We start from the raw sequence: 25539 nt of genomic DNA on the forward strand, positions 1-25539 counted from the left end.
CGCTACTGAGTAGCGCAAAGGAATCACGTCACAGGAGAGACGCCGTGAACGACAGCGCTGCAGTGCTGCTGGTGGAGCAGAGGCCCGGCTTCCGGGTGCTGACGCTTCACCGACCAGAGAAACTCAATGCCTTTGACGCAGCGCTGCACGCGGCGCTGCGTGCGGCGCTGGAGGAAGCCGGGCGCGACGCTACGTGCCGCGCCGTGCTCCTCACCGGCGCTGGGCGCGGCTTCTGCGCCGGGCAGGATCTGGCGGAACCGGGGTTGACCGGGCCTGACGCGGACCTCGGCGCTGTCATCGACCGCGGTTGGAACCGACTGATCCGGACAATACGCGGGATGGAGAAACCGGTGGTCTGTGCGGTGCACGGTATGGCCGCGGGCGCCGGTGCCTCCATCGCCTTTGCCTGCGACATCACGCTGGCGGCGGAGAACGCCAGGTTCGGGCAGGCCTTCATCAGGATCGGCCTGATCCCGGATTCCGGGGCCACCTGGGCACTGCCGCGTCTCGTGGGGCCGGCGCGGGCGCGGGCGATGGCGATGCTGGGCGAGCCGATCACCGGCACTGACGCAGCCGCAATGGGGCTGATCCATCGCGCAGTGCCGGAGGCGGAGTTGATGACGGAAGCAGAGGCACTCTGCGCAAAGCTGGCGCGGCTGCCGGCGAAGGCGCTGGCGGCAACCAAGCGCGCATTGGACGCGGCGGAGGGCAACACGCTCGACGCGCAGCTCGAACTGGAAGCGCGGATGCAGCAGGAGCTCGGCCGAAGCCACGACTACAAGGAAGGCGTCGCGGCGTTCCAGCAGAAGCGGCCCGCACGGTTCGAGGGCGCGCCGGAATGACTCCGCAGGCGCTTGCGGAGGCATGCGCCGCAGCGATGTGGGCGGAGGATCGCGCTTCGGCGGGGCTTGGCATGCACGTCACACGCGTGGCGCCGGGGGCATGCGAGATGACGATGCGCGTGGAGGAGCGGATGGTGAACGGCCACGGCATCTGCCATGGCGGCTTCCTCTTCGCGCTTGCCGATTCGGCCTTCGCCTTCGCCTGCAACTCCTTCAACCGCCGCGCCGTGGCACAGAGCAACACCATCACCTATCTGCGCCCTGCGCGCCTCGGTGACAGGCTCACCGCCAGCGCCGTGCAGACCGCGAGCGCCGGCCGCAGCGGGATCACCGACGTCATCGTCACCGACCAGGAAGGCCGGCAGATCGCGGTGTTCCGCGGACTGTCGCGCACCATCGAGGGCAAGCTCGTGGAGGATGCGGCATGACCAGGCGACTCGGCGACACGCCGCCGGAAGGGCTGCTCGACCGTGCGGAGCGGTTCTCGCCTTCGGAGATGCGGGCGCTGCAACGCGAGCGGCTCGCCTGGACGCTACGCCATGCCTACGAGAACGTGCCGCACTACCGCCGCGCCTTCACAGCGGCCGGCATCACGCCTTCCGATTTCCACGACCTGCCGGACCTCGCGAAGTTTCCGTTCACGACCAAGGCGGATCTGCGGGACAACTACCCGTTCGGCATGTTCGCCGTGCCGCGCGAGCAGGTGGTCCGCATCCACGCCTCCTCCGGCACCACGGGCAAGCCGACCGTCGTCGGCTACACGAAACGCGACATCGAGACATGGAGCGGCGTCGTCGCTCGGTCCATCCGCGCATCGGGTGGGCGTCCGGGGATGATGGTCCATGTCGCCTATGGCTATGGCCTGTTCACCGGCGGCCTCGGCGCGCATTACGGCGCGGAGCAGATGGGCTGCACCGTCATCCCCGTCTCCGGCGGCATGACCGAGCGCCAGGTGCAGCTGATCGAGGACTTCCGGCCCGAGATCATCATGGTCACGCCTTCCTACATGCTGGCGTTGCTCGACGAGTTCCGGAAGCAGGGCGTGGATCCGCGCGCCTCCTCGCTGAAGGTCGGCATCTTCGGCGCCGAGCCCTGGACCGAGGCGATGCGCGCGCAGATCGAGGACGCATTCGACCTGCATGCCGTGGACATCTACGGCCTGTCGGAGGTGATGGGCCCCGGCGTCGCCAATGAATGCGTCGAGAGCAAGGACGGCCCGCATGTCTGGGAGGACCACTTCTTCCCCGAGATCGTGGACCCGAACACCGGCGCGCCGCTTCCCGATGGCGAACCCGGCGAGCTGGTGTTCACCTCGCTGACGAAGGAGGCGATGCCGATCATCCGCTACCGCACGCGCGACCTGACGCGGCTTCTGCCCGGCACGGCGCGCCCCGGCTTCCGCCGCATGCAGAAGATCACCGGGCGCAGCGACGACATGATCATCCTGCGCGGCGTCAACCTGTTCCCCAGCCAGGTGGAGGAACAGATCCTGCGCGTGCCGCAGCTGGCACCGCACTACCAGCTGATCCTCACGCGCGAGGGGCCACTGGACGCGATGACGATCGCGGTGGAGTGCGAGCCCGGCGCCGACGACGCCGAGCGCGAAGCGGCCGCGCGCGCGCTGGCGCAGCATGTGAAGGCGATGATCGGCGTGAGCGCGGCGGTGGAGGTGCGCGATCCCGGCGCGATCGAGCGCAGCATGGGCAAGGCGCGGCGCGTGCTGGACAGGAGGCCGAAGAGCTGATGGCACGCCCGCGCGCCGCGGACCATTTCGAGAAGCGCAACGCGATCCTCGCGCAGGCGGCGGAGCTGTTCGCAAGGCATGGCTACGACCGCGCCTCGCTGACGATGATCGCGCAGGCCAGTGGCGTCTCCAAGGCGCTTGTCTACCACTACTGGCGCGACAAGGAGGAACTTCTGTTCGACGTGCTGGCGCAACATCTGCAGAGACTGGTAGAGACCGCGCGCGGCGTGGCAACGCTGACGCGCGGCCCGCTCGATCGGTTGGAGACCTTTGCCTTCCTGCTGCTGGATGCGTATCGCGATGCCGACGCGGTGCATCGCGTGCAGATTGCCTGCCTGTCGCTGCTGTCGCCGGACCGGCAGGAGGCGCTGCGCTCGCTGGAGCGCGCGCTGGTGAACGAGGCGGCGGTGATCATCGCCGAGCTGCATCCGGAGGCCGCGCGGCAACGGCACCTGCTGATGCCGCTGACGATGAGCTTCTTCGCGATGCTGAACTGGCACCATCTCTGGCACCGCGAGGACGGGCGGCTGACGCGGCTGGACTATGCGCGGATGGTGGCGACCCTGATCGCGGCGGGCACGCCGGCGGTGGCGGAGAGCTTCCGGCCGGAAGGCGTGCCGGCAGTGTAGCCTTCGGGGGGACCACAGGGCCCGCGGGGTGCGAGCGGCGCCGGTCGAACTGCCGCGCCGCGCCGGTTGGGCGCGGCGCGGTTCGCGATCAGGTCCAGTTCAGCAGCAGCGCGCCACCCGCGACCACGGATGCTGCGGCGCCGGCGATGCGCAGCGCGTGGCGCGGTTCGCCGAGCCCGGCGCGAAGGGTGAGCAGCAGCCCGGCTCCGTGCAGCGACGCGGTCGCGACGAGGAAACCAGCCGCATAGCCCAGCGCGTCACCGGCCATCTCCGTGCCATGTGCATGGCCATGCAGCAGGCCGAAGACCGCACCAAGCGAGAGCGCCGCCGCGGCAGGCAGGCTGGCCCAGGCGGCGACGAGCGCGCCCAGCACGATGATCGAGGCCAGGATGCCTGCCTCCACAAGCGGCAGGACGACGCCGGCCATGCCGAGCGCTGCGCCGGCCGCCATGGCGCCGAGGAAGGCCAGCGGCAGCCGCAGCCGCGCTCTGCCACCCAGGATGCCGGCCCAGACGCCGATTGAGAGCATCGCCACAAGATGGTCCAGGCCGCCGAGCGGATGCAGCAAGCCGGCGGCGAGGCCGTGCGCATGGCCGATACCGGTGTGGGCCAGCGCCGGCGCCGGCGCGCAGAGGGCGAGCGCGAGAAGCAGCGGGCGCATCAGGCGGCCGGCCCGCGCGCGGTCAGCCCGCCCGATTTGAGGATGAAGGAAGCGATCTCCGCCACGCCCTGGTTCTCCTTGAGGTTCGTGAACATGAATGGCCGCTGGCCGCGCATCTTCCGCGCGTCGCGGTCCATGACACCGAGATCCGCACCGACCAGCGGCGCGAGATCGGTCTTGTTGATCACCAGCAGGTCGCTGCGGGTGATGCCCGGCCCGCCCTTGCGAGGGATCTTGTCGCCAGCCGAGACATCGATGACGTAGATCGTCAGGTCGGCGAGCTCCGGGCTGAAGGTGGCGGCCAGGTTGTCGCCGCCGCTCTCGATGAACAGGATCTCCAGCTGCGGGAAGCGCGCGCTCATCTCCGCGACGGCAGCCAGGTTGATCGAGGCGTCCTCGCGGATCGCGGTGTGCGGGCAGCCGCCGGTCTCGACACCCATGATGCGGTCCGCTGGCAGCGCGCCGGAGCGGGTGAGGAACTCCGCGTCCTCCTTGGTGTAGATGTCGTTGGTGATCGCCGCGACCTCGTTGCCGTCCCGCATGTGCTTGCACAGGCGGTCCACCAGCGCAGTCTTGCCAGAGCCGACGGGACCGCCGACGCCGACGCGAAAAGGGCCGTTCGTCCGATGACCGGAACGCACGTCCTGCGCGGAAGCCTGAACCGGACGATCCAACATCGTGCTCATGATCTGAACAGCCTTGTGTACTGTGTCTCGTGACGCATGGAGAAGAGGTCGAGCAGCGGCGCCGCGGAGCCGAGCGCGTCGTCGTCGCGCACCGCCAGCGCCGCGTCTGTGGCGCGCGTGACTGCCGGCAGCAGCGCGGCGGTGGCGATCTGGCCGTCGGTCTGGCCGAGCGGGATGAGACGCACGCCGGCGGAAACGATGTTGGCCGCGAAGGCGGTCAGCCAGCCGAAGCAGACTTCGCGCAGCGGCAGCGCGTGGAAGGCGGCGGCCGCGCCGAAGGCCACGGCATGGGTCAGCCTGCCGCTGTTGCGGGTGGCGTAGGCGGCGAAGCGCGGTTCCGGCCAGGCGGCGGCGGTGACCAGCGCGAAGGCGGCGCCCGGCTGCTTCGCCTCCACGCCGAGCTCCGCCGTGCCGCGCCAGGCGGCGGCGAGTTCCGTCACGTCGTCCAGCGCGTCGCCGTCGCCAGCATCGGCTGCACGCCAGGCGAGCGCGAGCAGCCCCGCATCCACCGCGCCGGCCCCGTGCAGCAGCGCGGCCTCGACATAGGCGACGAGGTCTTCGCGCCGCACCACCGCGCCTTCCTCCACCGCCATCTCCAGCCCATGGCTGTAGGAGAATGCACCGACCGGGTAGGCGGGCGACAACCAGGCCAGCAGCCGCGCGAGCGACGGATCAGTGCTGATGGTCGTCATCGCCATGGTCGTGGTGGTGGTGCCCGTGTTCGTGGTCGTGGTGATGATGATGGCCATGCGGATGGCCGGGCGCACGGTTGTGCTCGCCATAGGCGCCGCCTTCTGGGTTGAAAGGCGCCTGCACTTGCCGTGCGGTCGCGCCCAGCCCTTCGAGCATGCGCAGGATGACATGGTCGTGGCGGATCAGGATGCGGCCCTCGGCGATCTCCGCCGGCAGGTGACGGTTGCCGAGATGCCAGGCCAGCCGCAGCAGGTGCTGCGGCGATTGCGCCGTCACCTCGACCAGCGGCTCCGGCGCCGCCTTCACGCGCACGAAGCCGCCGGTGGCGAGCGCCAGCCCGTCGCCCTCGCGCAGCACCTGCGCCTCCGGAAGGTCGAGCAGGAAGGCGAGGCCACCCTCGCCGCTGTAGAGCCTGCGGCGGCGGAAACGATCGTCGAAATCCACCGTCACGGTATCGCGCGCTTCGCTCTCCGGCCAGGTGCCGGCGGCGGCGACCGCGGTGGCGCGCGGGATGCTCTCTTCCATGGTGATGTCCATCGTGCTTCTCAGAACAGGAAGTAGCGCTGCGCCAGCGGCAGCACGCTCGCGGGCTCGCAGACCAGCAATTCACCGTCGGCCCGCACCTCGTAGGTTTCGGGATCCACCTCGATTCTCGGCAGCGCGCTGTTCAGCAACATGTCCTTCTTGCCGATCCCGCCGCGCGTATTGCCCACAGCGAGCAACGGGCGTTGCAGCCCGAAGGCGTCCGCGATGCCCGCCTCGATCCCCGCCGCGCTGACGAAGGTGACGGCGGAGAGCGTCTTCGCCCGCCCGAAGCTGGCGAACATCGGCCGGTAATGGATCGGCTGCGGTGTCGGGATGGAGGCGTTGGGATCACCCATCGGCGCCATTGCGATGGAACCGCACTTCAGCACGTAGTCCGGCTTCACCCCGAAGAAGGCCGGCGACCACAGCACCAGGTCGGCCAGCTTGCCCACCTCCACGCTGCCGACATGCTGCGCCACGCCCTGCGCGATCGCGGGGTTGATGGTGTATTTCGCGATGTAGCGGCAAACCCGGTGATTGTCGTTGTCGCCTGTCTCCTCCGCCAGCCGGCCGCGCTGCTGCTTCATCTTGTGCGCGGTCTGCCAGGTGCGGATGATCACCTCGCCCACTCGCCCCATCGCCTGGCTGTCGGACGACATCATGCTGATCGCGCCGAGGTCGTGCAGGATGTCCTCCGCCGCGATGGTCTCCTTGCGGATGCGGCTTTCGGCGAAGGCGACATCCTCCGGGATGCGGGGGTCGAGGTGATGGCAGACCATCAGCATGTCGAGGTGCTCGTCCACCGTGTTGACGGTGTAGGGCATCGTCGGGTTCGTGCTGCTCGGCAGGAAGTTCGGCTCGCCAACGACGCGGAGGATGTCGGGTGCGTGACCGCCGCCGGCGCCCTCGGTGTGGAAGGCCTGGATGGTGCGCCCCGCCACGGCACGGATCGTGCTATCCACGAAGCCGCTCTCGTTCAGCGTATCGGTGTGGATCGCGACCTGGATGTCGAAGGCGTCGGCAACGCGCAGGCAGGTGTCGATCGCCTTCGGCGTGGTGCCCCAATCCTCGTGCAGCTTCAGGCCGCAGGCGCCGGCGCGGATCTGTTCCTCAAGCGCCGCGGGCAGCGCGGCGTTGCCCTTGCCGAGGAAGCCGAGATTCATCGGGAAGGCCTCGGCGGCCTGCAGCATCCGTTCGAGATGCCACGGCCCCGGCGTGGCGGTGGTGGCCAGCGTGCCGTGCGCCGGGCCGGTGCCCCCGCCGAACATGGTGGTGATGCCGGAGGCGAGCGCCTCCTCGATCTGCTGCGGGCAGATGAAGTGGATGTGCGGATCGATGCCGCCGGCGGTGAGGATGCGGCCTTCGCCGGCCAGGATCTCGGTGCCGGGACCGATGATGATGGTGACGCCCGGCTGCGTATCCGGATTGCCGGCCTTGCCGATCGCCGCGATGCGCCCGTCCTTCAGGCCGATATCGGCCTTGATGATGCCGGTGTGGTCCACGATCAGCGCGTTGGTGATGACGGTGTCCATCGCGCCGCCGGCGCGTGTCACCTGGCTCTGGCCCATGCCATCGCGGATGACCTTGCCGCCGCCGAACTTCACCTCCTCGCCATAGGTGGTGAGATCGCGCTCGACCTCGATGATCAGGTCGGTGTCGGCGAGGCGCAGGCGGTCGCCGGTGGTCGGGCCGTACATGCCGGCATAGGCGCGGCGGGACATGCGAGCGGGCATGATTCAGACCTTCCCTTCCGTCTCGCCGCGGAAGCCGTGCACGATGCGCGCGCCGGCGAAGGGCACCAGCCGCACGCGGCGCGCCTGCCCGGGTTCGAAGCGCACCGCGGTACCAGCCGCGATGTCGAGGCGCATGCCCTTCGCCTGCGCGCGATCGAATGCGAGGGCAGGATTGGTCTCGGCGAAGTGATAGTGGCTGCCGACCTGGATGGGACGGTCGCCGGTGTTCGCGACCTCGAGCTCGATCGCCGGGCGGCCGGCGTTCAACTCGATCTCCCCGTCGGCGGGAAGCAGCTCTCCCGGGATCATCGGATCGGCTCGTGTACGGTGACGAGCTTCGTGCCGTCGGGGAAGGTGGCTTCCACCTGGATCTCGTGGATCATTTCCGCCACGCCCTCCATCACTTGCGCCCGCGTCACGACCGTTGCGCCGTCGCGCATGAGTTCGGCCACGCTGCGGCCATCGCGCGCGCCTTCCACCACGAAGTCGGTGATCAGCGCGACGGCCTCGGGATGATTGAGCTTCACGCCGCGCTCCAGCCGGCGGCGCGCCAACATGGCAGCCATGGCGACCAGCAGCTTGTCCTTCTCGCGTGGCGTCAGGTTCATGCATTCCCTCCTTGCGCCGCCAAGCATGCCGCGTGCCAGGTCATGTTCGCCAGAGCCGCGGCAGGCGTGGCGGATGGCCGAAGGCAGCTTCCCGCAGCACGGCGATGGCGGCGCCGAGCGCATCGCGAACCAGGCCGGCCTCGCCCACCCAGCGCGCGACGAGCAGGTCCGGCGCCACCAGGCTCGCCCCGCCCGCGGCGAGGTCGCGCGCCTGGTCGCGACAGCGGGCGGCGGCGGAGCCAGCCAGCAGCAGGGTCGCCAGGGCGCCGGCGCCGCCGAGGGCGAAGGGCGCGGCCCGCGCCGCCGCCGGATCGTCCAGGCGCAGCGCATCGGCCCAGAGCAGCCGCCCCTCACGGCTCACGCGCCAGCGGTCGCGCAGGCTGCCGTGGCGCAGCGACTCGCCATGCGCCGCGCGGCCCAGGACCAGCGTCTCCGCCGCCAGCAGCCCCGCGCCAGGCGCGAGCGCAATGTCGATCCGCCGGGCCAGCCGGCAGCCGTCGAAGATGATCGTCTCCTGCGGCAGCCATTCGCAGCAGGCGTCTTCCCCGACCTGAAGCGAACAGGCGATCCGGGTCTCCTCGCCGAGGCTGCGATAGATCTTTTCCGCCGCCGGCGTCGTCGCGGTAAAGCGCGCGCCGGGTTCCAGTGCGAGGGCGACCTCGAGGGCATCGCCGCCGGCCAGCCCGCCCGCGACATTCACCAGTGCACCGAGCTTTGGATCGCCTGGATCCACCTCCGGGAACAGCCACCGCAGCGGCGCAGCCTGGAACAGATGCCGCAGCCGCGCACCCTCCGGCGCTGCCGCCAGCACGAGTTCGGCACGGCCACGGGCACGCTGATGGGCGATGGGTTGCGGCGCGTCGCGTGGCATCGCGGCAGAGACTTGCACGGCGCGGCGGAGGCGCAAACCCGTCGGCACGCGCAGCGTGATGTTGACTTTCCCTCATCTGCACAGCGTTGCGGCAGACGAGTGCACGCGACGGGCAGCGAACGCCTTCACGTGCGGCAACTCTAGACTGGCGTTCCCCGCAGGGCGCGAGATTGGGCGCAAAATCGTATGCAAAGGCGTTGGCACGCATCTCGCTAGGTGGGGCAAGGCGAAGACGCGCGCCGGCTTGCAGCGCGGTCGGAAGCGCCGTGCCCATCAAGGAGGCGAGTAGAAAATGACCAAGCACTTCGCGCTGACGCGCCGCGCGGCGCTCGCCGGCCTCGGGGCCGCGCTGGCTGCGCCCGGCATCCACCCATCCTTTGCGCAGGCCGCGCCGATCAAGGTCGGCGTGCTGCATTCGCTCTCCGGCACCATGGCGATCAGCGAGACCGCGCTGCGCGACACGGTGCTGATGATGGTGGAGTGGCAGAATGCCCGCGGCGGCATCCTCGGCCGCCGGCTCGAAGCGGTGGTGGTGGACCCGGCCTCCAACTGGCCGCTCTTCGCGGAGAAGGCGCGCGAACTGCTGCAAGTTTCGAAGGTGGATGTCACCTTCGGCTGCTGGACCTCGGTCTCCCGCAAGTCGGTGCTGCCGGTCTTCGAGGAGCTGAACGGCATGCTGTTCTATCCCGTCCAGTACGAGGGCGAGGAGGAGAGCAGGAACATCTTCTACACCGGCGCCGCGCCGAACCAGCAGGCGATTCCGGCGGTGGAATACCTGATGTCCGCCGATGGCGGCGAGGCGAAGCGCATCGCGCTGCTCGGCACCGACTACGTCTATCCGCGCACCACCAACCGCATCCTGCGCGCCTTCCTGAACTCCAAGGGCATCGCCGATGCCGACATCATGGAGGAATACACGCCGTTCGGGCACAGCGACTGGCAGGGCATCGTCAGCCGCGTCAAGCGCTTCGCCGGCGAGGGCAAGCGCACCGCCATCGTCTCCACCATCAACGGCGATGCCAACGTTCCCTTCTATCGTGAGCTCGGCAACCAGGGCATCAAGGCGGAGGACATTCCCTCGGTCGCGTTCAGCGTCGGCGAGGAGGAGCTCGCCGGCATCGACACCCGCCCGCTGGTCGGCCACCTCGCGGCGTGGAACTACTTCATGTCGGTGCAGTCGCCGGCGAACACCGAGTTCAAGACGCTCTGGGCCAACTACATCAAGAACCCGCGCCGCGTGACCAACGACCCGATGGAGGCGACGCTGGTCGGCTTCAAGATGTGGGCACAGGCGGTGGCGCAGGCCCGCACCACGGCGGTGGATGCGGTGCGCACGGCGATGTACGGCCAGAAGGTGGATGCGCCCTCCGGCTACACGCTGGAGATGCACCGCAACCATCACCTCTCCAAGCCGGTGATGATCGGCGAGGTGCAGGCCGACGGCCAGTTCAACGTCGTCTACAAGACGGCGAACGCCATCCCGGCGGAGAACTGGTCGCCCTTCATCCCCGAGAACGCCAACCGTCGCCGCGGCTGAGGCGAACCGGTGGGGGTGGCCTTGCGCCGCCCCTGCCTTCCCCGCGCATGAAGCGTTTCCTTCCCTTTCTCCTGCTGCTCGCGTTGGCGCTGCCGGCGCGCGCGCAGGATGCATTCGTCGCCGCGTTGCCCGGCCTGGCCGGCGGCTTTGCCGCACAGGCGCAGGCGGTGGAGCGGCTGGGCGTGCTCGGCGATCCGCGCGCGATTCCGGTGCTGCGCGCTCTCTCGGATGGGCGCCTGCTGAAGCGCGCAGATGGCACGCTGCTGATCCGCGAAGGCGACACCGCGACCGAGGCCGTCACCGGGGCGGCTGCCGATGCCGCCGGCGCGGAGCTGGTACGCATCAACAATCGCGTGCGCGGGGCGCTGCGCGGCGCGCTCGGCCTGCTGCAGATCATCTCGCCCGACCCTACCGAACGTCTGGCCGCCGCAGAATCAGTGTTGCGCAGCCGCAGCGCCAACAACGTGCCGCTGCTCGAAGGCGCGCTGGCGCGCGAGACGGTGCCGCGCATCCGCGAACAACTGGCGCTTGCCCTTGGTGCCTCGCGCCTCGCCTCGGACGATGCCGAGGCCAAGCGCGCCGGCATTGTCGTGCTGGGCGCATCCGGCTCGCCGGAGGCGCGCTCCGTGCTGCTGGAGGCGCGGGCCAGCAATCCGGCGCTGCAGGTGGAGATCGAGGCGGCCGTCGCCGCGATCGACCGCCGGCTGACCATTCGCCGCGGCGTCGAGACCGCCTTCCAGGGTCTTTCGCTCGGCTCCGTGCTGCTGCTCGCGGCGCTGGGACTTGCCGTCACCTTCGGCGTGATGGGCGTGATCAACATGGCGCATGGCGAGTTCGTGATGCTCGGCGCCTATACCACTTTCGTCGTGCAGGAACTCTGCCGCGACATCCCGTGGCTGCTGCCGTGGTCGCTGCCGCTCTCCGTGCCGGCGGCCTTCCTGGTGACCGCCGCGATCGGCGCGGCGTTGGAGCGTGGCTTGATCCGCCATCTCTATGGCCGTCCGCTGGAGACGCTGCTGATGACCTTCGGCGTCGGCATGATGATCCAGCAGGCGGTGCGGCTGGCCTTCGGCGCGCAGAACCGGGAGGTGCTGAGCCCCGCCTGGATGCAGGGCACGCTGCTGCTGCCCGGCGGCATCCCGGTGACGCAGAACCGGTTGTGGATCCTTGCCTTCAGCCTGGTGGTGCTGCTGCTCGTCTTGGCCGCGATCCGGCTGACGCGGTTCGGGCTGGAGATGCGCGCAGTGACGCAGCGGCGGCCGATCGCGGCTGCGATGGGCATCCGCACCGGCCGGGTGGACGCGCTGACCTTCGCCTTCGGTTCGGGCATCGCCGGCATCGCCGGCGTCGCACTCAGCCAGATCGACAACGTCTCGCCGAACCTCGGCACCGGCTACATCATCGACAGCTTCCTGGTGGTCGTGTTCGGCGGTGTCGGCAGCCTGGCCGGAACGCTGATCGGCGCCTTCAGCCTCGGCCTCATCAACAAGGTGATGGAGCCCTGGGTGGGTGCGGTGCTGGCGAAGGTGGTGGTGCTGGTGGCCATCATGCTGTTCATCCAGCGCCGGCCGCGCGGCCTGTTCGCGCAGAAGGGCAGGGCGGCGGAGGCATGAGCGCCACCGCGCTTCCCGCGCCGGGCATGTCGCGGCTCCGGCTCGGGCTGCGGGCCGGACTGATCGCGGCGGTGCTGGCGCTGGCGGCGATGCCGCTGCTGAACCAGTTGCCGGCGGACCACGCGCTCTACGTCTCGGACTTCCTGGTGAGCGTGACCGGCAAATGGATCTGCTACGCAATCCTTGCGCTCTCGCTCGACCTCGCCTGGGGCTATGCCGGAATCCTGTCGCTCGGCCACGGCGCCTTCTTCGCGCTCGGCGGCTATGCGATGGGGATGCACCTGATGCGGCTGATCGGGCCGCGCGGCGTCTACGGGCACCCGGTGCTGCCCGACTTCATGGTGTTCCTCGGCTACCGCGAGCTGCCCTGGTACTGGCTCGGCTTCGACAGCTTCCCCTTTGCGATGCTGATGGTCTTCCTGGTGCCGGGGACGCTCGCGCTGGTGCTCGGCTTCCTCTGCTTCCGCAGCCGCATCACCGGCGTCTATCTCTCGATCATCACGCAGGCGATGACCTATGCGCTGATGCTGGCCTTCTTCCGCAACGACATGGGCCTGGGCGGCAACAACGGCTTCACCGACTTCAAGGAGCTGCTGGGCATGCCGCTGAACACCGGGGCCGCGCGCATGGCGCTGTTCTACGCCTCGCTGGTATCTCTGGTCGGCTGCTACCTGCTGTGCCGCTGGATCACCGGCACGAAATACGGCCGCGTGCTGACCGCGATCCGCGATGCCGAAAGCCGGGTGCGCTTCCTCGGCTACTCCGTCACGCAGCACAAGCTGTTCGCCTTCGTACTCTCGGCAATGATGGCGGGGCTGGCCGGTGCGCTCTACGTGCCGCAGGTCGGCATCATCAACCCCGGTGAGTTCAGCCCCGGCAATTCGATCGAGGCGGTGGTCTGGGTCGCGGTCGGTGGCCGCGGCACGCTTGTCGGGGCGGTGCTCGGCGCGTTCGGCGTGAACGGGCTGAAGACCTGGCTGACCAGCGCGGCGCCGGATCTCTGGCTGTTCGTGCTGGGCGGCCTGTTCGTGGCCGTCACGCTGTTCCTGCCGCGCGGGCTGGTGGGTCTCGTGAAAGGCCGCGCACGGTGAAGGGGCGGCGCCTCTACCTTGATGGCGTGTCGGTGGTCTTCGACGGCTTCCGCGCGCTGAACAACCTCTCGCTGGTGGTGGACCCCGGCGAGCTGCGCGCGGTGATCGGTCCGAACGGCGCCGGGAAGACCACGATGATGGACGTGATCACCGGCAAGACACGCCCCACGGCGGGCACTGTCAGCTTCGGCGAGTCCGACCTGACGCGCATGGACGAAGCCGCCATCGCGAATCTCGGCATCGGTCGCAAATTCCAGAAGCCCACCGTGTTCGACGCGCTGACGGTGTTCGAGAATCTGGAGCTCGCGCTGAAGGCCCCGCGCGGTCCGCTCGCCTGCCTGCGCTGGGCGCTCTCGGGCGAGGCGGAGGCGCGTATCGCGGCGACGCTGGACGAGATCGGCCTGGCGGAGCGTGCGCAGGATGCCGCCGGCATCCTCTCCCACGGCCAGCGGCAATGGCTGGAGATCGGCATGCTGCTGATGCAGGACCCCGACCTGCTGCTGGTGGACGAGCCGGTCGCCGGCATGACCGATGCCGAGACCGAGCACACCGCCGCCCTGCTGGCCCGCATCGCCGGAAGGCGCAGCGTGGTGGTGGTGGAGCACGACCTGGAATTCGTCCGCGCGATGAATTGCCGCGTCACCGTGCTGCACGAGGGCAGCGTGCTGTCCGAAGGTTCCATCGACCACGTGCAGAACGACCAGCGCGTGGTCGAAGTCTATCTGGGACGGTAGGGCATGCTGGATGTCGCCGCGATAGACCTTTCCTACGGCGCCAGCCGCTGCCTGCGCGGCGTCTCGCTGATGGCGGAGCCGGGGCAGGTGACGGCCGTGCTGGGCCGCAACGGGGTCGGCAAATCCTCGCTGCTGCGTGCCATCATGGGGCTGGAGCGCGTACAGGGTGGGCGCATCGGCTGGGACGGGCGCGACGTCACCCACCTGCCGCCGGCGGAACGCGCGCGTGCCGGGATCGGCTACGTGCCGCAGGGCCGCGAGATCTTCCCCTTCCTGACGGTGCAGGAGAACCTGCAGACGGCGCTTGCCGCCGCGCCGCGCGGATCGAAGGTGCCGGACGAGGTGTTCGACCTGTTCCCGATCCTGCGGCAATTCCTGCGCCGGCGGGGCGGCGACCTCTCGGGTGGCCAGCAGCAGCAGCTCGCCATCGCGCGGGCACTCTGCGCGCGGCCGCGGCTGCTGATCCTCGACGAGCCGACGGAGGGGATCCAGCCGTCGGTCATCAAGGACATCTCGCGGGTCATCCGGCACCTGTCGCGCGACCGCGGGATGTCCGTGATCCTGGTGGAGCAGTACTACGATTTCGCTCGCGAACTGGCGGATCGCATCCTCGTGATGGTGCGCGGCGAGGTGGCGATGGCAGGGCGCACCGGGGAACTGGACGAGCCTCGTGTGCGGGCACTGCTGACCGTGTAGGCCAGCCGGGGCGCGGCGGTCGGTTCGGCGCCTGCTGGGATACAGCTTGTGTGCGATTGCGGCAGGCTGCTAGCCTGCCAGGGTCACTGCACGCCGGAACAGCCCGCATGAAGCCGTGGGACGGAATCATCTCCGAGGAGGAGCAGAGGGCGTATGGCGCCGCCGGGTTCGGGCGGCGTTCCGGCATCGGGACGCGGCCGGCCCTGCTGATCATCGACGTCCAGTATCGCACGGTCGGCACCAGGCCGATGCCGTTCTGGGACGCGATCAAGGAATTCCCGACCTCCTGCGGGCAGGTCGGCTGGGATGCGGTCATCCATATCCAGCGCCTGCTCGCGCTGTTCCGCGAGCGCGGCTGGCCCGTTCTCTACCCGCATGTCGCGCCGAAGGAGAGCTTCGATCAAGGGCGCCTGGCGGAGAAGGTGCCTGCGCTGATGACCGTCGCACGCCACGGCTACGACTTCGTCGAGGAGATCAGGCCGCGGGGCGACGACGTCCTGCTGCCGAAGAAGCATCCCAGCGCCTTCTTCGGCACGCCGCTGGCGAGCTACCTGATCGACCTGCGGGCCGACACGCTGGTGGTGACCGGCTGCACCACCAGCGGCTGCGTCCGCGGCTCCGTCGTCGACGCCTTTGCCTACAACTTCAAGGTCATGGTGCCGCAGGATGCGGTGTACGACCGCAGCCACACCTCTCATGCGGTGAACCTGTTCGACATGGCGGCGAAATATGCCGACGTGATGACGACCGATGCGTGCATCGAGGCGCTGCGCGCCCTTAACGGCGACGCAGGCTGAGGATCCGAGCTGGGAGAGACGGTTCCGGATGACCCCTTTCGATCTCCTGCTCACCGGTGGGACCGCCGTGCTGCCCGGGCATGCCGCGCCGGTGGCCTGCGACATCGCCGTGCGCGACGGCCGGATCGCGGCGATACTGGCCCCCGGCACGGGGGTCTCGGCCGCGGAGACGGTCTCGGTGAACGGCCTGGTGATCATGCCGGGCGCCATCGATGCGCATCTGCATCTCGGCCACGGCAAGGACATCGCACGGCCGCGCGTGCCGGAGGATGCCAGCCAGGAAAGCGCCGCCGCTGCCGCCGGCGGCATCAGCTGCTTCATCCCCTACCTGATGGCGACCGAGCCCTTCGAGGACATCCTCGCCGAGGTGATCGCCGTCACCGAGGCCGGCTGCCGGATCGATTTCGGGTACCACCCGATCATCTCCACCGAGGCGCAGCTGGCCGGCGTGCCGGCCTATGCGCGCGACTGGGGCGCGCCGAGCTTCAAGATCTTCATGAACAACCGCGGCGGCGAGGGAAAGCGGCTCGGCCTGCCCGATATCGATGACGGCTTCCTGCTGCGCCTCTGCGAGCTTGCCGCGGCGAACGGCGGCATGGTCTGCCCGCATCCCGAAAGCATCGAGATGGCGTGGGTGCTGCGCGAACGCGTGATGCGGGCCGATCCCGAAGGCACGGGTGGCCTCGCGGCCTGGAACGCGACCCGCCCGCCCTTCGTGGAGGCCGATGCCGTGCAGCGCGCGGCCCATGTCGCGCGGATCACCGGCGCGCCGCTCTACGTCGTGCACACTTCCTCGGCCGAGGCGTTGCACGCCGCGCTGCGCCAGCGTGCGGCGGGGGCGCAAGTCTTTGTCGAGACCTGCCCGCACTACCTGACGCACGATCTCGGCTGGGAAGGCGGCGTCACCGGCAAGATCAACCCGCCGCTGCGCGAGGCCGCCGACCGGGAGGCGCTGTGGCGCGGCCTCCTCGACGGCAGCATCGACACGGTGGCGACCGACCATGTGCATCGCGACATCTCATCGAAGTCGGGCGGGATCTGGGGCGCTTCGCCTGGCTGCCCCGGCATGGAGACGATGCTGCCGGTGCTGCTCTCGGAAGGCCATGCGAAGCGCGGCCTCGGCCTTGCCCGCATCGCCGCGCTGACGGCGACCAACCCGGCGCACGCGATGGGTCTCGGCCATGTGAAGGGCTCGATCACGCCGGGCATGGATGCGGATTTCGCCATCCTGGACCCGGCGGCGCGCTGGACGGTGGAGCGGGCGAAGGTGCTCTCCTCCGCCGGCTATTCGATCTATGAGGGATGGGAGTTGACGGGGCGCGTCGTCCACACCCTGGTGCGCGGACGCTTCGCGCTGCGCGACGGCGCGCTGCCGCAGGATGCCGTCGGCACCGGGCGCTATGTGCGGCGGAAGCTGGATCACCAGCGGGGCTGACGCGGCGCGCGGCCCTGCCCTATGCGAAGACGGGCCAGCTGGGATACAGCTTGGTCTTCTCCGTTCAGCCTCGCGCTTCGCCGCGCTGCAGCTGGAAGACGGCGAGCGAGCTTGGACGAGACATGGCCCGGAAATCCGCCCAGCCTCCCGCGAACCTGCGCGAGCAGGCACTTGCCAGCATCCGCCGCGGCATCCTCGATGCCCGTTACCCCGCGGGCAGCCTGCTGTCGGAAAGCCAGCTTGCCGAGGAGTTGAGCATCAGCCGCACCCCGATCCGCGAGGCGCTGCGCGAACTCGCCGGCAGCGGGTTGGTGCGCATCCTGCCGCAGCGTGGCGTGGTCGTCTCGGAGCCCTCGGTCCAGGACATCGTGGAGGTCTACCAGCTGCGCGAACAGCTGGAATGCTTTGCGGCGCGGCTTGCCGCGGAACGGCTGGCGCCGGCGGATGGCGCCGCCTTCGAGGCCGACCACGCGGAGGCCATGCGCCACATGGAGGCGGACCGGCTTCGTCAGGCCTATGACGCATCGATACGCCTGCACAGCCGCATCATTGAGCTCGCGCGCAACTCGCGGCTGACGCAGTTCATGAGCCAGCTCAGCGACCAGGTGCACCGTTTCGGCCTGCTCACCCTGCGCCACGGCCGCGTCGAACGGGCGCTGCAGGAGCATGGCGAGATCATCGAAGCGCTGCTCCGCCGCGATGGCGCTGCCGCCGACGCGCTGATGCGCGCGCATCTGCGCGCCGATCGCGACCTGGCGCTCCGAATTACCCTGCCGGCGGGCTTCGCCCTGCCGGAGTTGCCGGGCTGAGCGGCGCTGCTGCCCCATCCGGCGGCGGGTCCGGGCGCCGTCGCGCCAGCGTGATGGCCTCCGCAGGCTCGACGCGGCAAGATGCCGGTGTCATCGATGCGGGCCGACGAGAACGTGGCCCGGCGTGGCCAATGGCGGAGCTGTGCATGGCGCTCAGACTTGTTTCCTCCGGTGACGGCCCGGCCCTCGCGATCCGCGACCACCTGGTGCCGGTGGTGCGCAGGCTGGGAAGCATCGAGACCCAGCAAGGTGCCCTGCGCCTGGTCGCGTTCCGCCCGGAGGGCTGGGCTATCGAGCATTGGACCCCGTTCAACGAATTGGCGCCCGACGAGGCGGCCTCTCCCGGTTATCGCCATGCGCTCGAGCGTCAGCGCAGCGTCGCGGATCTGCCGTACGGGCTCGATGTGTGGCGGGGTGGAGTGAAGGTGCTGAGCATCCTCTGGGCCGATGACGGCCGCTTCGAGGTCGGCGCCTTCCATCGTGGCGCATGGGAGGAGCAGGCGCTGTCATTCTGACGCTGCGCGGGTGCGCGCGCCGGGCCGCGCGAAAGTCCCTTGCCGAGCGGCGGAATGCGGCGCGAACATATGGCGCTGCCTGCCTGCGCGCGGCCGCGGGCCAGGTCATCCGGCGCGATAGGAGATCTCGGGAGATGCGGAACAGGCAAGGGATGCGTGCCTTCGCGGCGGCCCTGCTGCTCGCCGGCACGGCGCTGACATCACCCGCGGCGCCGCAGGAGCTGCGCATCGGCATGAAGGCGCAGGTGGATGGGGCCGATCCGCACCAGCTCTACACGCCGAACCGCAACGTGCAGCTGCACGTCTATGAACCGCTGGTCTGGCAGGATGAGCGGCTGCACCCGCAGCCCCGGCTCGCCGTGTCCTGGCGCGTGGTGGATCCGCTGACCTGGGAGTTCACGCTGCGACAGGGCGTCACCTTCCAGGACGGCTCGCCGCTGACGGCGGAGGACGTGATCTTCTCCATCCGCCGCGCCCAGCAGATCGAGGGCGCACGCACCTACCGCGTCTATGTGCGCGACATCGTCGGCATGGAGGCCGATGGGCCGCACCTCGTGCGCATCCGCACGCGCGCGCCCGCGCCGACGCTGCCGAGCCTGTTGACCGGCTTCGGCATCGTCTCCGCCCGCGCCGCGCAGGATGCGACGGCGGCCGATTTCAACGGCGGCCGCGCCGCGATCGGCACCGGCCCCTATCGCTGGGTCCGCCTCGCCCTCGGCCAGGACGTGCAGCTCGAGCGCCACGCCGGCTATTGGGGCCAGGCGGAGCCGTGGTCGCGCGTGACCTTCAGCTTCGTGCCGAACGACAGTGCCCGCGTGGCTGCGCTGCTCGCCGGCGATCTGGACGTGATCGATACCGTCCCGCCGGGCCTCTACAACCGCGTGCGGGACAGCGACCGGACGCAGTTGCTCACCGCGACATCGAGCTTCACGCTCTACATGCAGCTCGACCAGAAGCGCGACCGTTCGCCCTTCGTGGTGGGCGCCGATGGCCAGGCGCTGGAGCGCAATCCGCTGCGCGACCGGCGCGTGCGGCAGGCCATCACCCATGCGCTGAACCGCACCGCCATTGCCGAGCGCGCGATGGAGGGCGCGGCGGAGCCGGCCGGGCAGTTCGCTCCGCCGGGCTTCGACGGCCATGTGCCCAGCATCGCGCCGCCCGCCTTCGATCCGGCCCTGTCGCGCCGGCTGCTGGCGGAGGCCGGCTATCCGAACGGCTTCGGCATCACCGTGCACTGCACCAGCGACCGCTTCGCGGGCGACGGGCGGGTGTGCCAGAGCGTCGGGCAGATGCTGAGCGCAGTGGGCGTCCGCGCGCAGGTGGATGCGCTGCCGGCCTCCGTGTTCTTCCGCCGCGCCGGCACCGCCACCAGCGATCCCGAATTCAGCATGCTGCAATCGATCTACAGCGGCCTGCCGGGCACGGCGCAGGAGAACATGACGGCGCTGCTGCGGACCTTCACGCCGAGCCTCGGCCTCGGCGCCGCCAATCGCGGCCGCTACAGCAACCCTGAGCTCGACGCGCTGCTCGCGCGGGCGGATGCGACGGTGGAGGATGCCGCACGCGAGCGGCTGGTCGCGCAGGCCGTGACCATGGCGATGGAGGATGTGGCGCTGGTGCCGATCTTCTACTGGAAGGGGTCGTGGGGCCTGCGGCGCGGCCTGACCATGACGCCGCGCGGCGACCAGTACACCTACGCCACCGATATCCGCGCGACGCGCTGATGCGGATCGCGCTGACGGGCGACAGCATCGCCACGCGGCGGGGGCTCACCGCGGACCCCGCCGCGGCCCCGCTCTACGATCTGCTGCGCGGCGCCGATGCGGCCTTCACGAATATCGAGGTGGTGCCGTGCGGCTTCCGCGGCGACCCCTCCTTCGAGAATGACGGCTCGCACCTGGCCGCGGAGCCCGGCGTGCTGGACGACCTGCTCGGCGCGGGCTTCAGCCTGTTCACCGCCGCCAACAACCACATCCTGGATTACGGCATCGCCGGGCTCCGCCTGACGATGCAGGAGATGGACCGGCGCGGCATGTGTCATGCCGGCCTGGGCGACACGCTGGAGACGGCGCGGATGCCCGCCTATCTCGACGTCCCGGCCGGCAGCGTCGCGCTGCTGGCCTGCTGCTCCACCTTCCCGAAGGGCAAGGAGGCCGGTGCGCAAAGGCCGGACATGCAGGGCCGCCCGGGCCTCAACCCGCTGCGCTACGACACCGTGCACGAGGTGACGGCGGCGCAGCTCGATGCGCTGAAGGGCATTGCGGACTCGCTCGGGCTGGAGGCGCAGCGGCGCGAGAAGATCCAGCTCGGCTTCGGGTTCCCGCCCGCCGATCCGGCGATCTTCCACTTCCAGGGCCAGAGCTACCGCGCGGCGGAGGCGCCCGCCATCCGCACCGCGGCGCTGCAACGCGACGTGGAAGGGATCGCCAAATGGGTACGCGAGGCGCGCGGCCGTGCCGACCTTGTCGTGCTCAGCCTGCATGCGCATGAGCAGGGCGCGACGATGGAGGATCCGGCCGAGTTCATCCCGCCCTTCTGCCGCCGCATGATCGAGGAAGGGGCGGACATCGTCGTCGGCCACGGCCCGCATCTGCTGCGCGGGATGGAGCTGCATCGCGGCCGGCCGATCTTCTACAGCCTCGGCAATTTCGTCGGCCAGAACGAGCTGACGCAGAAGCTGCCCGCGGATTCCTACGACCTGTTCCGCGTTCCGCAGGAGAGCACGCCGGGCGCGATGTACCGCCAGCGCCACGACGACGACCGCAAGGGCTTCCCCGCCGACCGGCGCTTCTGGGAAGCGGTGGTGCCGATCTGCCGCTTCGACGATGGCCGCCTGGTGGAGGTCGAGATCCACCCGATCGTGCTCGGGCATGGACTGAAGCCGCATCGGCGCGGCCGGCCGAAGCTGGCGCCGGGCGCAGACGCTCGCGCGATCCTCGACCGCTTCGCGCTGCTGTCGCAGCCCTTCGGCACCGCGATGGAGATCGGCGAGGGCATTGCGCGGCTGCGCATCCCCGCCTGACGGAGCCACGCCTCACGGATAAGGACAGCCCTGGCATGAACGCGATCCTCATCACCGCCGCGCGCCTGATCGACGGCACCGGCCGCGCGCCGATGGAGCGCGCTGCCGTTCTGGTCGAGGACGGCCGCATCGCCGCGGTCGGCCGTGCCGGCGAGATCGCCGCCCCGCCGGGCGCGACGCTGGTCCATCGCGGCGAGGAGACGCTGCTGCCCGGGCTGATCGATGCGCACACGCACATCTCGATCATTCCCGGCCTCGGCGACCAGGGCGGCCAGCTGAAGAGCCGCGCGGCGCTGGCGATGCTGCGCGCCGTCCCGAACATCCGGAAGGACCTGCTCTCCGGCGTCACCACGATGCGCGTGGTTGGCGAGGAGCATTTCCTCGATATCGACGTCCGCAATGCGGTGGCCGCCGGCCGCATTCCCGGCCCGCGCCTGCTGGTCGCCACGCGGCCGATCGCCGCGCGCCACGGCCACGGCACGGCGTTGACCGCAAGCGACGGGCCGGAGGAGATCCGCCGCCATATTCGCGAGAACCTCGCGGCCGGCGCCGACCTCATCAAGTTCTTCGCCACCGGCGGCACCTCCTCCGCGCGCGCCGCGGCGGATACCTGCTTCTACTCGCCCGAGGAGATCCGGCTGATCGTGGAGGAGGCGCATCGCGACGGCCGCCCGGTTGCGGTGCATGCGCATGGCGGACCTGCGATCCGCTGGTGCGTCGAGGCCGGGGTGGACACGATCGAGCACGGCAAGCTCGCGACGCGCGAGGATTTCGAGATGATGCGGCGCGCCGGCACATGGCTGGTCTCCAACCACGCGATCTCCTTCCATCCGGAGGGGATCGAAGGTGGTGACGGCGGCAATCCGCGCATCATGGAGAAGCTGGCGATCGCCCGCCGCCGCGCACCGGAGACCTTCGGCTTCGCACTGGAGAGCGGCGTGCGCTGGGCGCTCGGCACCGATTCGATGCACGGCCTGCTGTGGTTCGAGGCGCAGAAGGCGGTGGAGTTCGGTGCGACCAACGAACAGGCGCTGGCCGGCGTGACGCGCAACGCGGCGGAGGCGATCGGGCTGCTCGACCAGATCGGCACGCTGGAGGTCGGCAAGCGCGCGGACATCGTCTCGGTCCGCGGTAACCCGCTGCAGGACATCGCGGCGCTGCGCGAGGTCGGGCTGGTGATGAAGGAAGGGACGCGCTTCGACCAGCTCAGTGCGGCCTAGACCCGAGTTGCCCGGACTGTGTCCGGGCAACTCGGGTCCAGCCCTTTCGAGCCGGCGATTCACGCCCTGGCGTGCCCGCCTGCGGCGTGCACACCCAGGGCGATCGCGGGCTAAGCGTCGCCGCCGCGCTGTGCCGTGATGGCGTCGATCTCCGCCAGATCGGCTTCCGTCAGCGCCCAGCCGCCGGCCGCGGCGTTCGCCCGCACCTGGTCCGGCGTCGTCGCGCCCGCGATAACGCTCGCGATCGGCGGTCGGGCGAGCAGCCAGCTGAACGCCAGTTCGAGCAGCGTGTGGCCGCGCGCCGCGGCGAAATCGCCCAGCTTCTTGGCCACGGCCCAGTTCCCGCTCGTCAGGTAGCGGTCCGCCAGGCGTTGCGTCTTTGTCAGCCGCGCGCCTTCCGGCAGCGCAGTGTTGCGCTTGTACTTGCCGGTCAGCAGTCCGCTGGCGAGCGGGAAATAGGGCAGCAGCCCGAGGCCATGGGCACGCATGGCGGGCATCAGCTCCGCCTCGTGCTTGCGGACCAGCAGCGACACCTCGTCCTGGCAGGAGATGAAGCCCGCGAGGCCGGCGCTGCGGGCGGTCCACACCGCGTCCACCACCTGCCATGCCGGCAGGTTGCTGCATCCGGCGTAGCGGATCTTGCCGGCGCGCGTGAGATCCTCCAGCGCGCGCAGCGTTTCCTCGATCGGCGTCAGCGGATCGGGCTGGTGCTGCTGGTAGAGGTCGATCCAGTCGGTCCGCAGCCGCTTCAGGCTGGCCTCGACGGCGGAGATGACGTAGCGGCGGCTCGCCCCCTGCAGCGCGCCGGCGGCGTCCATCGGCATGGCGAACTTGGTGGCCAGCACGATGTCCTTGCGGTGCGGCCCCAGGATCTCGCCGAGCACCGTTTCCGATCCGCCGCGCTCGCCATAGACATCGGCCGTGTCGAACAGCGTGATGCCCGCGTCGAGGGCGGCATGCACCACCGCGCGGCTGGCTTCGAGGTCGATGCGGCCGCCGAAATTGTTGCAGCCGAGCCCGATTGCCGAGACCCGAAGGCCGGAACGGCCGAGATTACGCATGTCCACGGCGATGCATCCCTCCAGCACGGCGCAGGCCATGGGCCTGGCGCGGGGCCTTTGTCGAGCATACGCCGAGGCCCGGCCGCGGCAACGCGGCTGGGCAAGGGTGCCCCCACGCCGTTGACTCACACCGCACCCGGCCGCTATACGCCCCTCCCTCCGGCAGGCCCTGCGGCCGCCGGCGGTGGCGTTTGACCCGCTGGCCAGGGTAGCTCTGGCAGGGCGGGGCGGGCGCCGCCACCGACCACCGGGCGCTCCATGCCCATACGATTCAGAAGCACCGGACCCCGAAAGCCCGAGCGCGACCATGACCTACGCAGTGATCCGCACCGGCGGGAAGCAGTACCGCGTCACCCCCGACGCCGTGCTCACCGTCGAGAAGCTCGAGGCCGAGCCGGGCGCCACCATCACCTTCCACGACGTGCTGGCGATCAGCACCGAGGGCGGCCTGACACTCGGCGCGCCGACCGTGCCAGGCGCCCGCGTCACCGCGACGGTGGTCGAGCAGTCGCGCGGCGACAAGGTGATCATCTTCAAGAAGCGCCGCCGGCAGAACAGCCGCCGGAAGAACGGCCACCGCCAGCACCAGACCGTGCTGAAGATCGCCGAGATCGCGGCAGCCTGACGCAGCAGAGCTGAGAGAGAGCACCCCCACCATGGCACACAAGAAGGCAGGCGGCTCCTCGCGCAACGGGCGCGACACCGCCGGCAAGCGCCTCGGCGTGAAGCGCTCGGGCGGGCAGGTCGTGAAGGCCGGCAACATCATCGTCACCCAGCGCGGCACCAAGATGCGCCCGGGCACCAACGTGCTGGTCGGCCGCACCCACTCCATCCACGCCGCCGTGGACGGGCAGGTGAAGTTCGAGCGCAAGGCCGAAGGCCGCGTGCACGTCTCCGTCGTGCCGCTGCCGGCCGCCGCCGAATAAGCCTCCTCTCCGAGAGGATGCGGGACGGGGGCCCCCACGGCCCCCGTTTTGCGTTTCTGGAGGGACCAACGCCATGAAATTCCTCGACGAGGCAAAGGTCCATCTCAAGGCCGGCGACGGCGGCGACGGCGTCGTCGCCTTCCGGCGCGAGAAGTACATCGAGTTCGGCGGGCCGGATGGCGGCAATGGCGGCAAGGGCGGCGACGTGGTCGCCGAGGCGGTGGAGGGGCTCAACACCCTCATCGACTACCGCTACGCCCAGCATTTCCGCGCCCGGAAGGGTGGCAACGGCGCCGGCTCGGACCGCACCGGCGCGGCCTCGGAGGACGTGGTGCTCAAGGTGCCGGTCGGCACCCAGATCCTGGCCGACGACCGGGAGACGCTGCTCGCCGACCTCACCGAGGCCGGGCAGCGGGTTGTGCTCTGCCGCGGCGGCGATGGCGGCCGCGGCAATGCGCACTACAAGACCTCGACCAACCGCGCGCCGCGCCGCGCCGACAAGGGCTGGCCGGGCGAGGAACGCTCGGTCTGGCTGCGCCTGAAGCTGATCGCCGATGCCGGGCTGGTCGGGCTGCCGAATGCGGGGAAGTCCACCTTCCTCGCCGCGGTCTCCGCCGCGCGGCCGAAGATCGCCGACTACCCCTTCACCACGCTGCATCCCCAGCTCGGCGTGGTCCGGCCCGATGCCAACACCGAATTCGTCCTGGCCGACATCCCGGGACTGATCGAGGGCGCGCATGAGGGCGCTGGCCTCGGCGACCGCTTCCTCGGCCATGTCGAGCGCTGCGCCGTGCTGCTGCACCTCGTGGACGGCACCCAGCCCGACCCTGCCGGCACCTACGCCACCATTCGCGCGGAGCTGGAAGGCTATGGCGGCGGCCTGGCCGACAAGCCGGAGATCGTCGCGCTGAACAAGGCCGATGCGATGACGCCGCAGGCCCGCACCTCGCGGCTGAAGGCGCTGTCGCGCGCCGCCGGGAAGCCGGTGCTGCTGGTTTCCGGCGCCACCGGCGAGGGCGTGCCGGAGGTGCTGCGCGCGCTCGCCGCCATCATCGCGGAAGCGCGGCGCGCCCGATAGCGCGCCGGTTGCC

Annotated in this window: 28 protein-coding genes; 19 read left to right on the forward strand and 9 right to left on the reverse strand. The window is 70.1% G+C overall.

Annotated elements, in window-relative coordinates; translation table 11 throughout:
* Positions 1-44: 44 nt before the first annotated feature.
* The 4 genes from ACESM1_RS14390 to ACESM1_RS14405 all read left to right on the forward strand — a co-directional run bounded on the left by ACESM1_RS14390 (position 45) and on the right by ACESM1_RS14405 (position 3215).
* A complete protein-coding gene (locus ACESM1_RS14390; RefSeq protein ID WP_372621136.1) occupies positions 45-842 on the forward strand; it encodes an enoyl-CoA hydratase-related protein in 798 nt (265 codons plus the stop codon).
* Positions 843-913: 71 nt separating this feature from the next.
* Entirely contained in the window at positions 914-1270 is a 357-nt protein-coding gene (paaI, locus tag ACESM1_RS14395; RefSeq protein ID WP_372621138.1) for a hydroxyphenylacetyl-CoA thioesterase PaaI, read from the forward strand.
* Entirely contained in the window at positions 1267-2586 is a 1320-nt protein-coding gene (paaK, locus tag ACESM1_RS14400) for a phenylacetate--CoA ligase PaaK (RefSeq protein ID WP_372621140.1), read from the forward strand. Before paaI ends, paaK begins: the two co-directional genes overlap by 4 nt.
* Positions 2586-3215 (forward strand): TetR/AcrR family transcriptional regulator, encoded by a 630-nt coding sequence (locus ACESM1_RS14405; RefSeq protein ID WP_372621141.1) that lies wholly within the window; start codon positions 2586-2588, stop codon positions 3213-3215. The genes paaK and ACESM1_RS14405 overlap by 1 nt, the downstream gene beginning before the upstream one ends.
* 88 nt (positions 3216-3303) lie before the next feature.
* On the opposite strand, the gene ACESM1_RS14410 is transcribed toward ACESM1_RS14405, so the two are convergent.
* From ACESM1_RS14410 to ACESM1_RS14445, 8 genes are read right to left on the reverse strand one after another with little or no spacing between them, the layout of a single operon-like run.
* Positions 3304-3876 (reverse strand): HupE/UreJ family protein, encoded by a 573-nt coding sequence (locus ACESM1_RS14410; RefSeq protein ID WP_372621143.1) that lies wholly within the window; start codon positions 3874-3876, stop codon positions 3304-3306.
* Positions 3876-4553 (reverse strand): urease accessory protein UreG, encoded by a 678-nt coding sequence (ureG, locus tag ACESM1_RS14415; RefSeq protein WP_372621365.1) that lies wholly within the window; start codon positions 4551-4553, stop codon positions 3876-3878. Before ureG ends, ACESM1_RS14410 begins: the two co-directional genes overlap by 1 nt.
* Positions 4554-4558: 5 nt before the next feature.
* The gene (locus ACESM1_RS14420) at positions 4559-5344 is read right to left on the reverse strand and encodes an urease accessory protein UreF (protein WP_372621145.1); all 786 of its coding nucleotides are present in this window, start codon (positions 5342-5344) and stop codon (positions 4559-4561) included.
* Complete coding sequence (locus tag ACESM1_RS14425; RefSeq protein WP_372621147.1) at positions 5235-5792, reverse strand: urease accessory protein UreE; 558 nt, start codon at positions 5790-5792, stop codon at positions 5235-5237. The genes ACESM1_RS14420 and ACESM1_RS14425 overlap by 110 nt, the downstream gene beginning before the upstream one ends.
* A gap of 8 nt (positions 5793-5800) precedes the next feature.
* A complete protein-coding gene (gene ureC, locus ACESM1_RS14430; protein WP_372621149.1) occupies positions 5801-7513 on the reverse strand; it encodes an urease subunit alpha in 1713 nt (570 codons plus the stop codon).
* Positions 7514-7516: 3 nt separating this feature from the next.
* Complete coding sequence (locus ACESM1_RS14435) at positions 7517-7822, reverse strand: urease subunit beta (RefSeq protein ID WP_372621151.1); 306 nt, start codon at positions 7820-7822, stop codon at positions 7517-7519.
* Positions 7819-8121 (reverse strand): urease subunit gamma, encoded by a 303-nt coding sequence (locus ACESM1_RS14440; protein WP_372621153.1) that lies wholly within the window; start codon positions 8119-8121, stop codon positions 7819-7821. The genes ACESM1_RS14435 and ACESM1_RS14440 overlap by 4 nt, the downstream gene beginning before the upstream one ends.
* A 40-nt stretch (positions 8122-8161) precedes the next feature.
* Positions 8162-8992, reverse strand: a complete 831-nt coding sequence (locus ACESM1_RS14445) for an urease accessory protein UreD (protein WP_372621154.1) — start codon at positions 8990-8992, stop codon at positions 8162-8164.
* Between the two features lie 292 nt (positions 8993-9284).
* Between ACESM1_RS14445 and urtA the strand changes: the two genes are divergently transcribed.
* The 12 genes from urtA to ACESM1_RS14505 all read left to right on the forward strand — a co-directional run bounded on the left by urtA (position 9285) and on the right by ACESM1_RS14505 (position 22461).
* On the forward strand, positions 9285-10529 hold the full coding sequence (gene urtA / locus ACESM1_RS14450) for an urea ABC transporter substrate-binding protein (RefSeq protein WP_372621156.1): 1245 nt from the start codon (positions 9285-9287) through the stop codon (positions 10527-10529).
* Between the two features lie 47 nt (positions 10530-10576).
* A complete protein-coding gene (gene urtB, locus ACESM1_RS14455) occupies positions 10577-12142 on the forward strand; it encodes an urea ABC transporter permease subunit UrtB (RefSeq protein ID WP_372621157.1) in 1566 nt (521 codons plus the stop codon).
* Positions 12139-13233 carry an urea ABC transporter permease subunit UrtC gene (urtC, locus tag ACESM1_RS14460; RefSeq protein WP_372621158.1) on the forward strand — a complete coding sequence of 365 codons (1095 nt, stop codon included), beginning with the start codon at positions 12139-12141 and terminating at the stop codon, positions 13231-13233. Before urtB ends, urtC begins: the two co-directional genes overlap by 4 nt.
* Positions 13230-13967, forward strand: coding sequence for an urea ABC transporter ATP-binding protein UrtD (gene urtD, locus ACESM1_RS14465; protein WP_372621160.1), 738 nt, complete (start codon positions 13230-13232; stop codon positions 13965-13967). The genes urtC and urtD overlap by 4 nt, the downstream gene beginning before the upstream one ends.
* Before the next feature lie 3 nt (positions 13968-13970).
* Positions 13971-14663, forward strand: coding sequence for an urea ABC transporter ATP-binding subunit UrtE (gene urtE, locus ACESM1_RS14470; protein ID WP_372621162.1), 693 nt, complete (start codon positions 13971-13973; stop codon positions 14661-14663).
* A gap of 107 nt (positions 14664-14770) precedes the next feature.
* Positions 14771-15460: an isochorismatase family protein gene (locus ACESM1_RS14475; RefSeq protein ID WP_372621164.1), complete on the forward strand. Its 690-nt coding sequence runs from the start codon at positions 14771-14773 to the stop codon at positions 15458-15460.
* 28 nt (positions 15461-15488) lie between these two features.
* A complete protein-coding gene (locus ACESM1_RS14480) occupies positions 15489-16895 on the forward strand; it encodes a dihydroorotase (RefSeq protein ID WP_372621166.1) in 1407 nt (468 codons plus the stop codon).
* Positions 16896-17017: 122 nt separating this feature from the next.
* Complete coding sequence (locus ACESM1_RS14485; RefSeq protein ID WP_372621168.1) at positions 17018-17704, forward strand: GntR family transcriptional regulator; 687 nt, start codon at positions 17018-17020, stop codon at positions 17702-17704.
* 131 nt (positions 17705-17835) lie between these two features.
* Positions 17836-18219, forward strand: a complete 384-nt coding sequence (locus ACESM1_RS14490) for a hypothetical protein (RefSeq protein ID WP_372621170.1) — start codon at positions 17836-17838, stop codon at positions 18217-18219.
* Positions 18220-18353: 134 nt separating this feature from the next.
* Positions 18354-19943, forward strand: a complete 1590-nt coding sequence (locus ACESM1_RS14495) for an ABC transporter substrate-binding protein (protein WP_372621172.1) — start codon at positions 18354-18356, stop codon at positions 19941-19943.
* Positions 19943-21241 (forward strand): CapA family protein, encoded by a 1299-nt coding sequence (locus tag ACESM1_RS14500; protein WP_372621173.1) that lies wholly within the window; start codon positions 19943-19945, stop codon positions 21239-21241. The genes ACESM1_RS14495 and ACESM1_RS14500 overlap by 1 nt, the downstream gene beginning before the upstream one ends.
* Positions 21242-21276: 35 nt before the next feature.
* A complete protein-coding gene (locus ACESM1_RS14505) occupies positions 21277-22461 on the forward strand; it encodes an amidohydrolase family protein (RefSeq protein ID WP_372621174.1) in 1185 nt (394 codons plus the stop codon).
* A gap of 110 nt (positions 22462-22571) precedes the next feature.
* Here ACESM1_RS14505 and ACESM1_RS14510 read toward each other — a convergent pair whose 3' ends face one another.
* Entirely contained in the window at positions 22572-23522 is a 951-nt protein-coding gene (locus tag ACESM1_RS14510; RefSeq protein ID WP_372621367.1) for an aldo/keto reductase, read from the reverse strand.
* A gap of 307 nt (positions 23523-23829) precedes the next feature.
* On the opposite strand from ACESM1_RS14510, the gene rplU reads away from it, so the two are divergent.
* The 3 genes from rplU to obgE all read left to right on the forward strand — a co-directional run bounded on the left by rplU (position 23830) and on the right by obgE (position 25526).
* Entirely contained in the window at positions 23830-24147 is a 318-nt protein-coding gene (rplU, locus tag ACESM1_RS14515; RefSeq protein ID WP_372621175.1) for a 50S ribosomal protein L21, read from the forward strand.
* A 31-nt stretch (positions 24148-24178) separates the two neighbouring features.
* On the forward strand, positions 24179-24448 hold the full coding sequence (gene rpmA / locus ACESM1_RS14520) for a 50S ribosomal protein L27 (protein WP_372621176.1): 270 nt from the start codon (positions 24179-24181) through the stop codon (positions 24446-24448).
* A 73-nt stretch (positions 24449-24521) separates the two neighbouring features.
* Positions 24522-25526, forward strand: coding sequence for a GTPase ObgE (obgE, locus tag ACESM1_RS14525; RefSeq protein ID WP_372621177.1), 1005 nt, complete (start codon positions 24522-24524; stop codon positions 25524-25526).
* Positions 25527-25539: the final 13 nt, after the last annotated feature.

The sequence above is a fragment of the Falsiroseomonas sp. genome (assembly GCF_041690465.1).
Lineage (GTDB): Bacteria > Pseudomonadota > Alphaproteobacteria > Acetobacterales > Acetobacteraceae > Falsiroseomonas.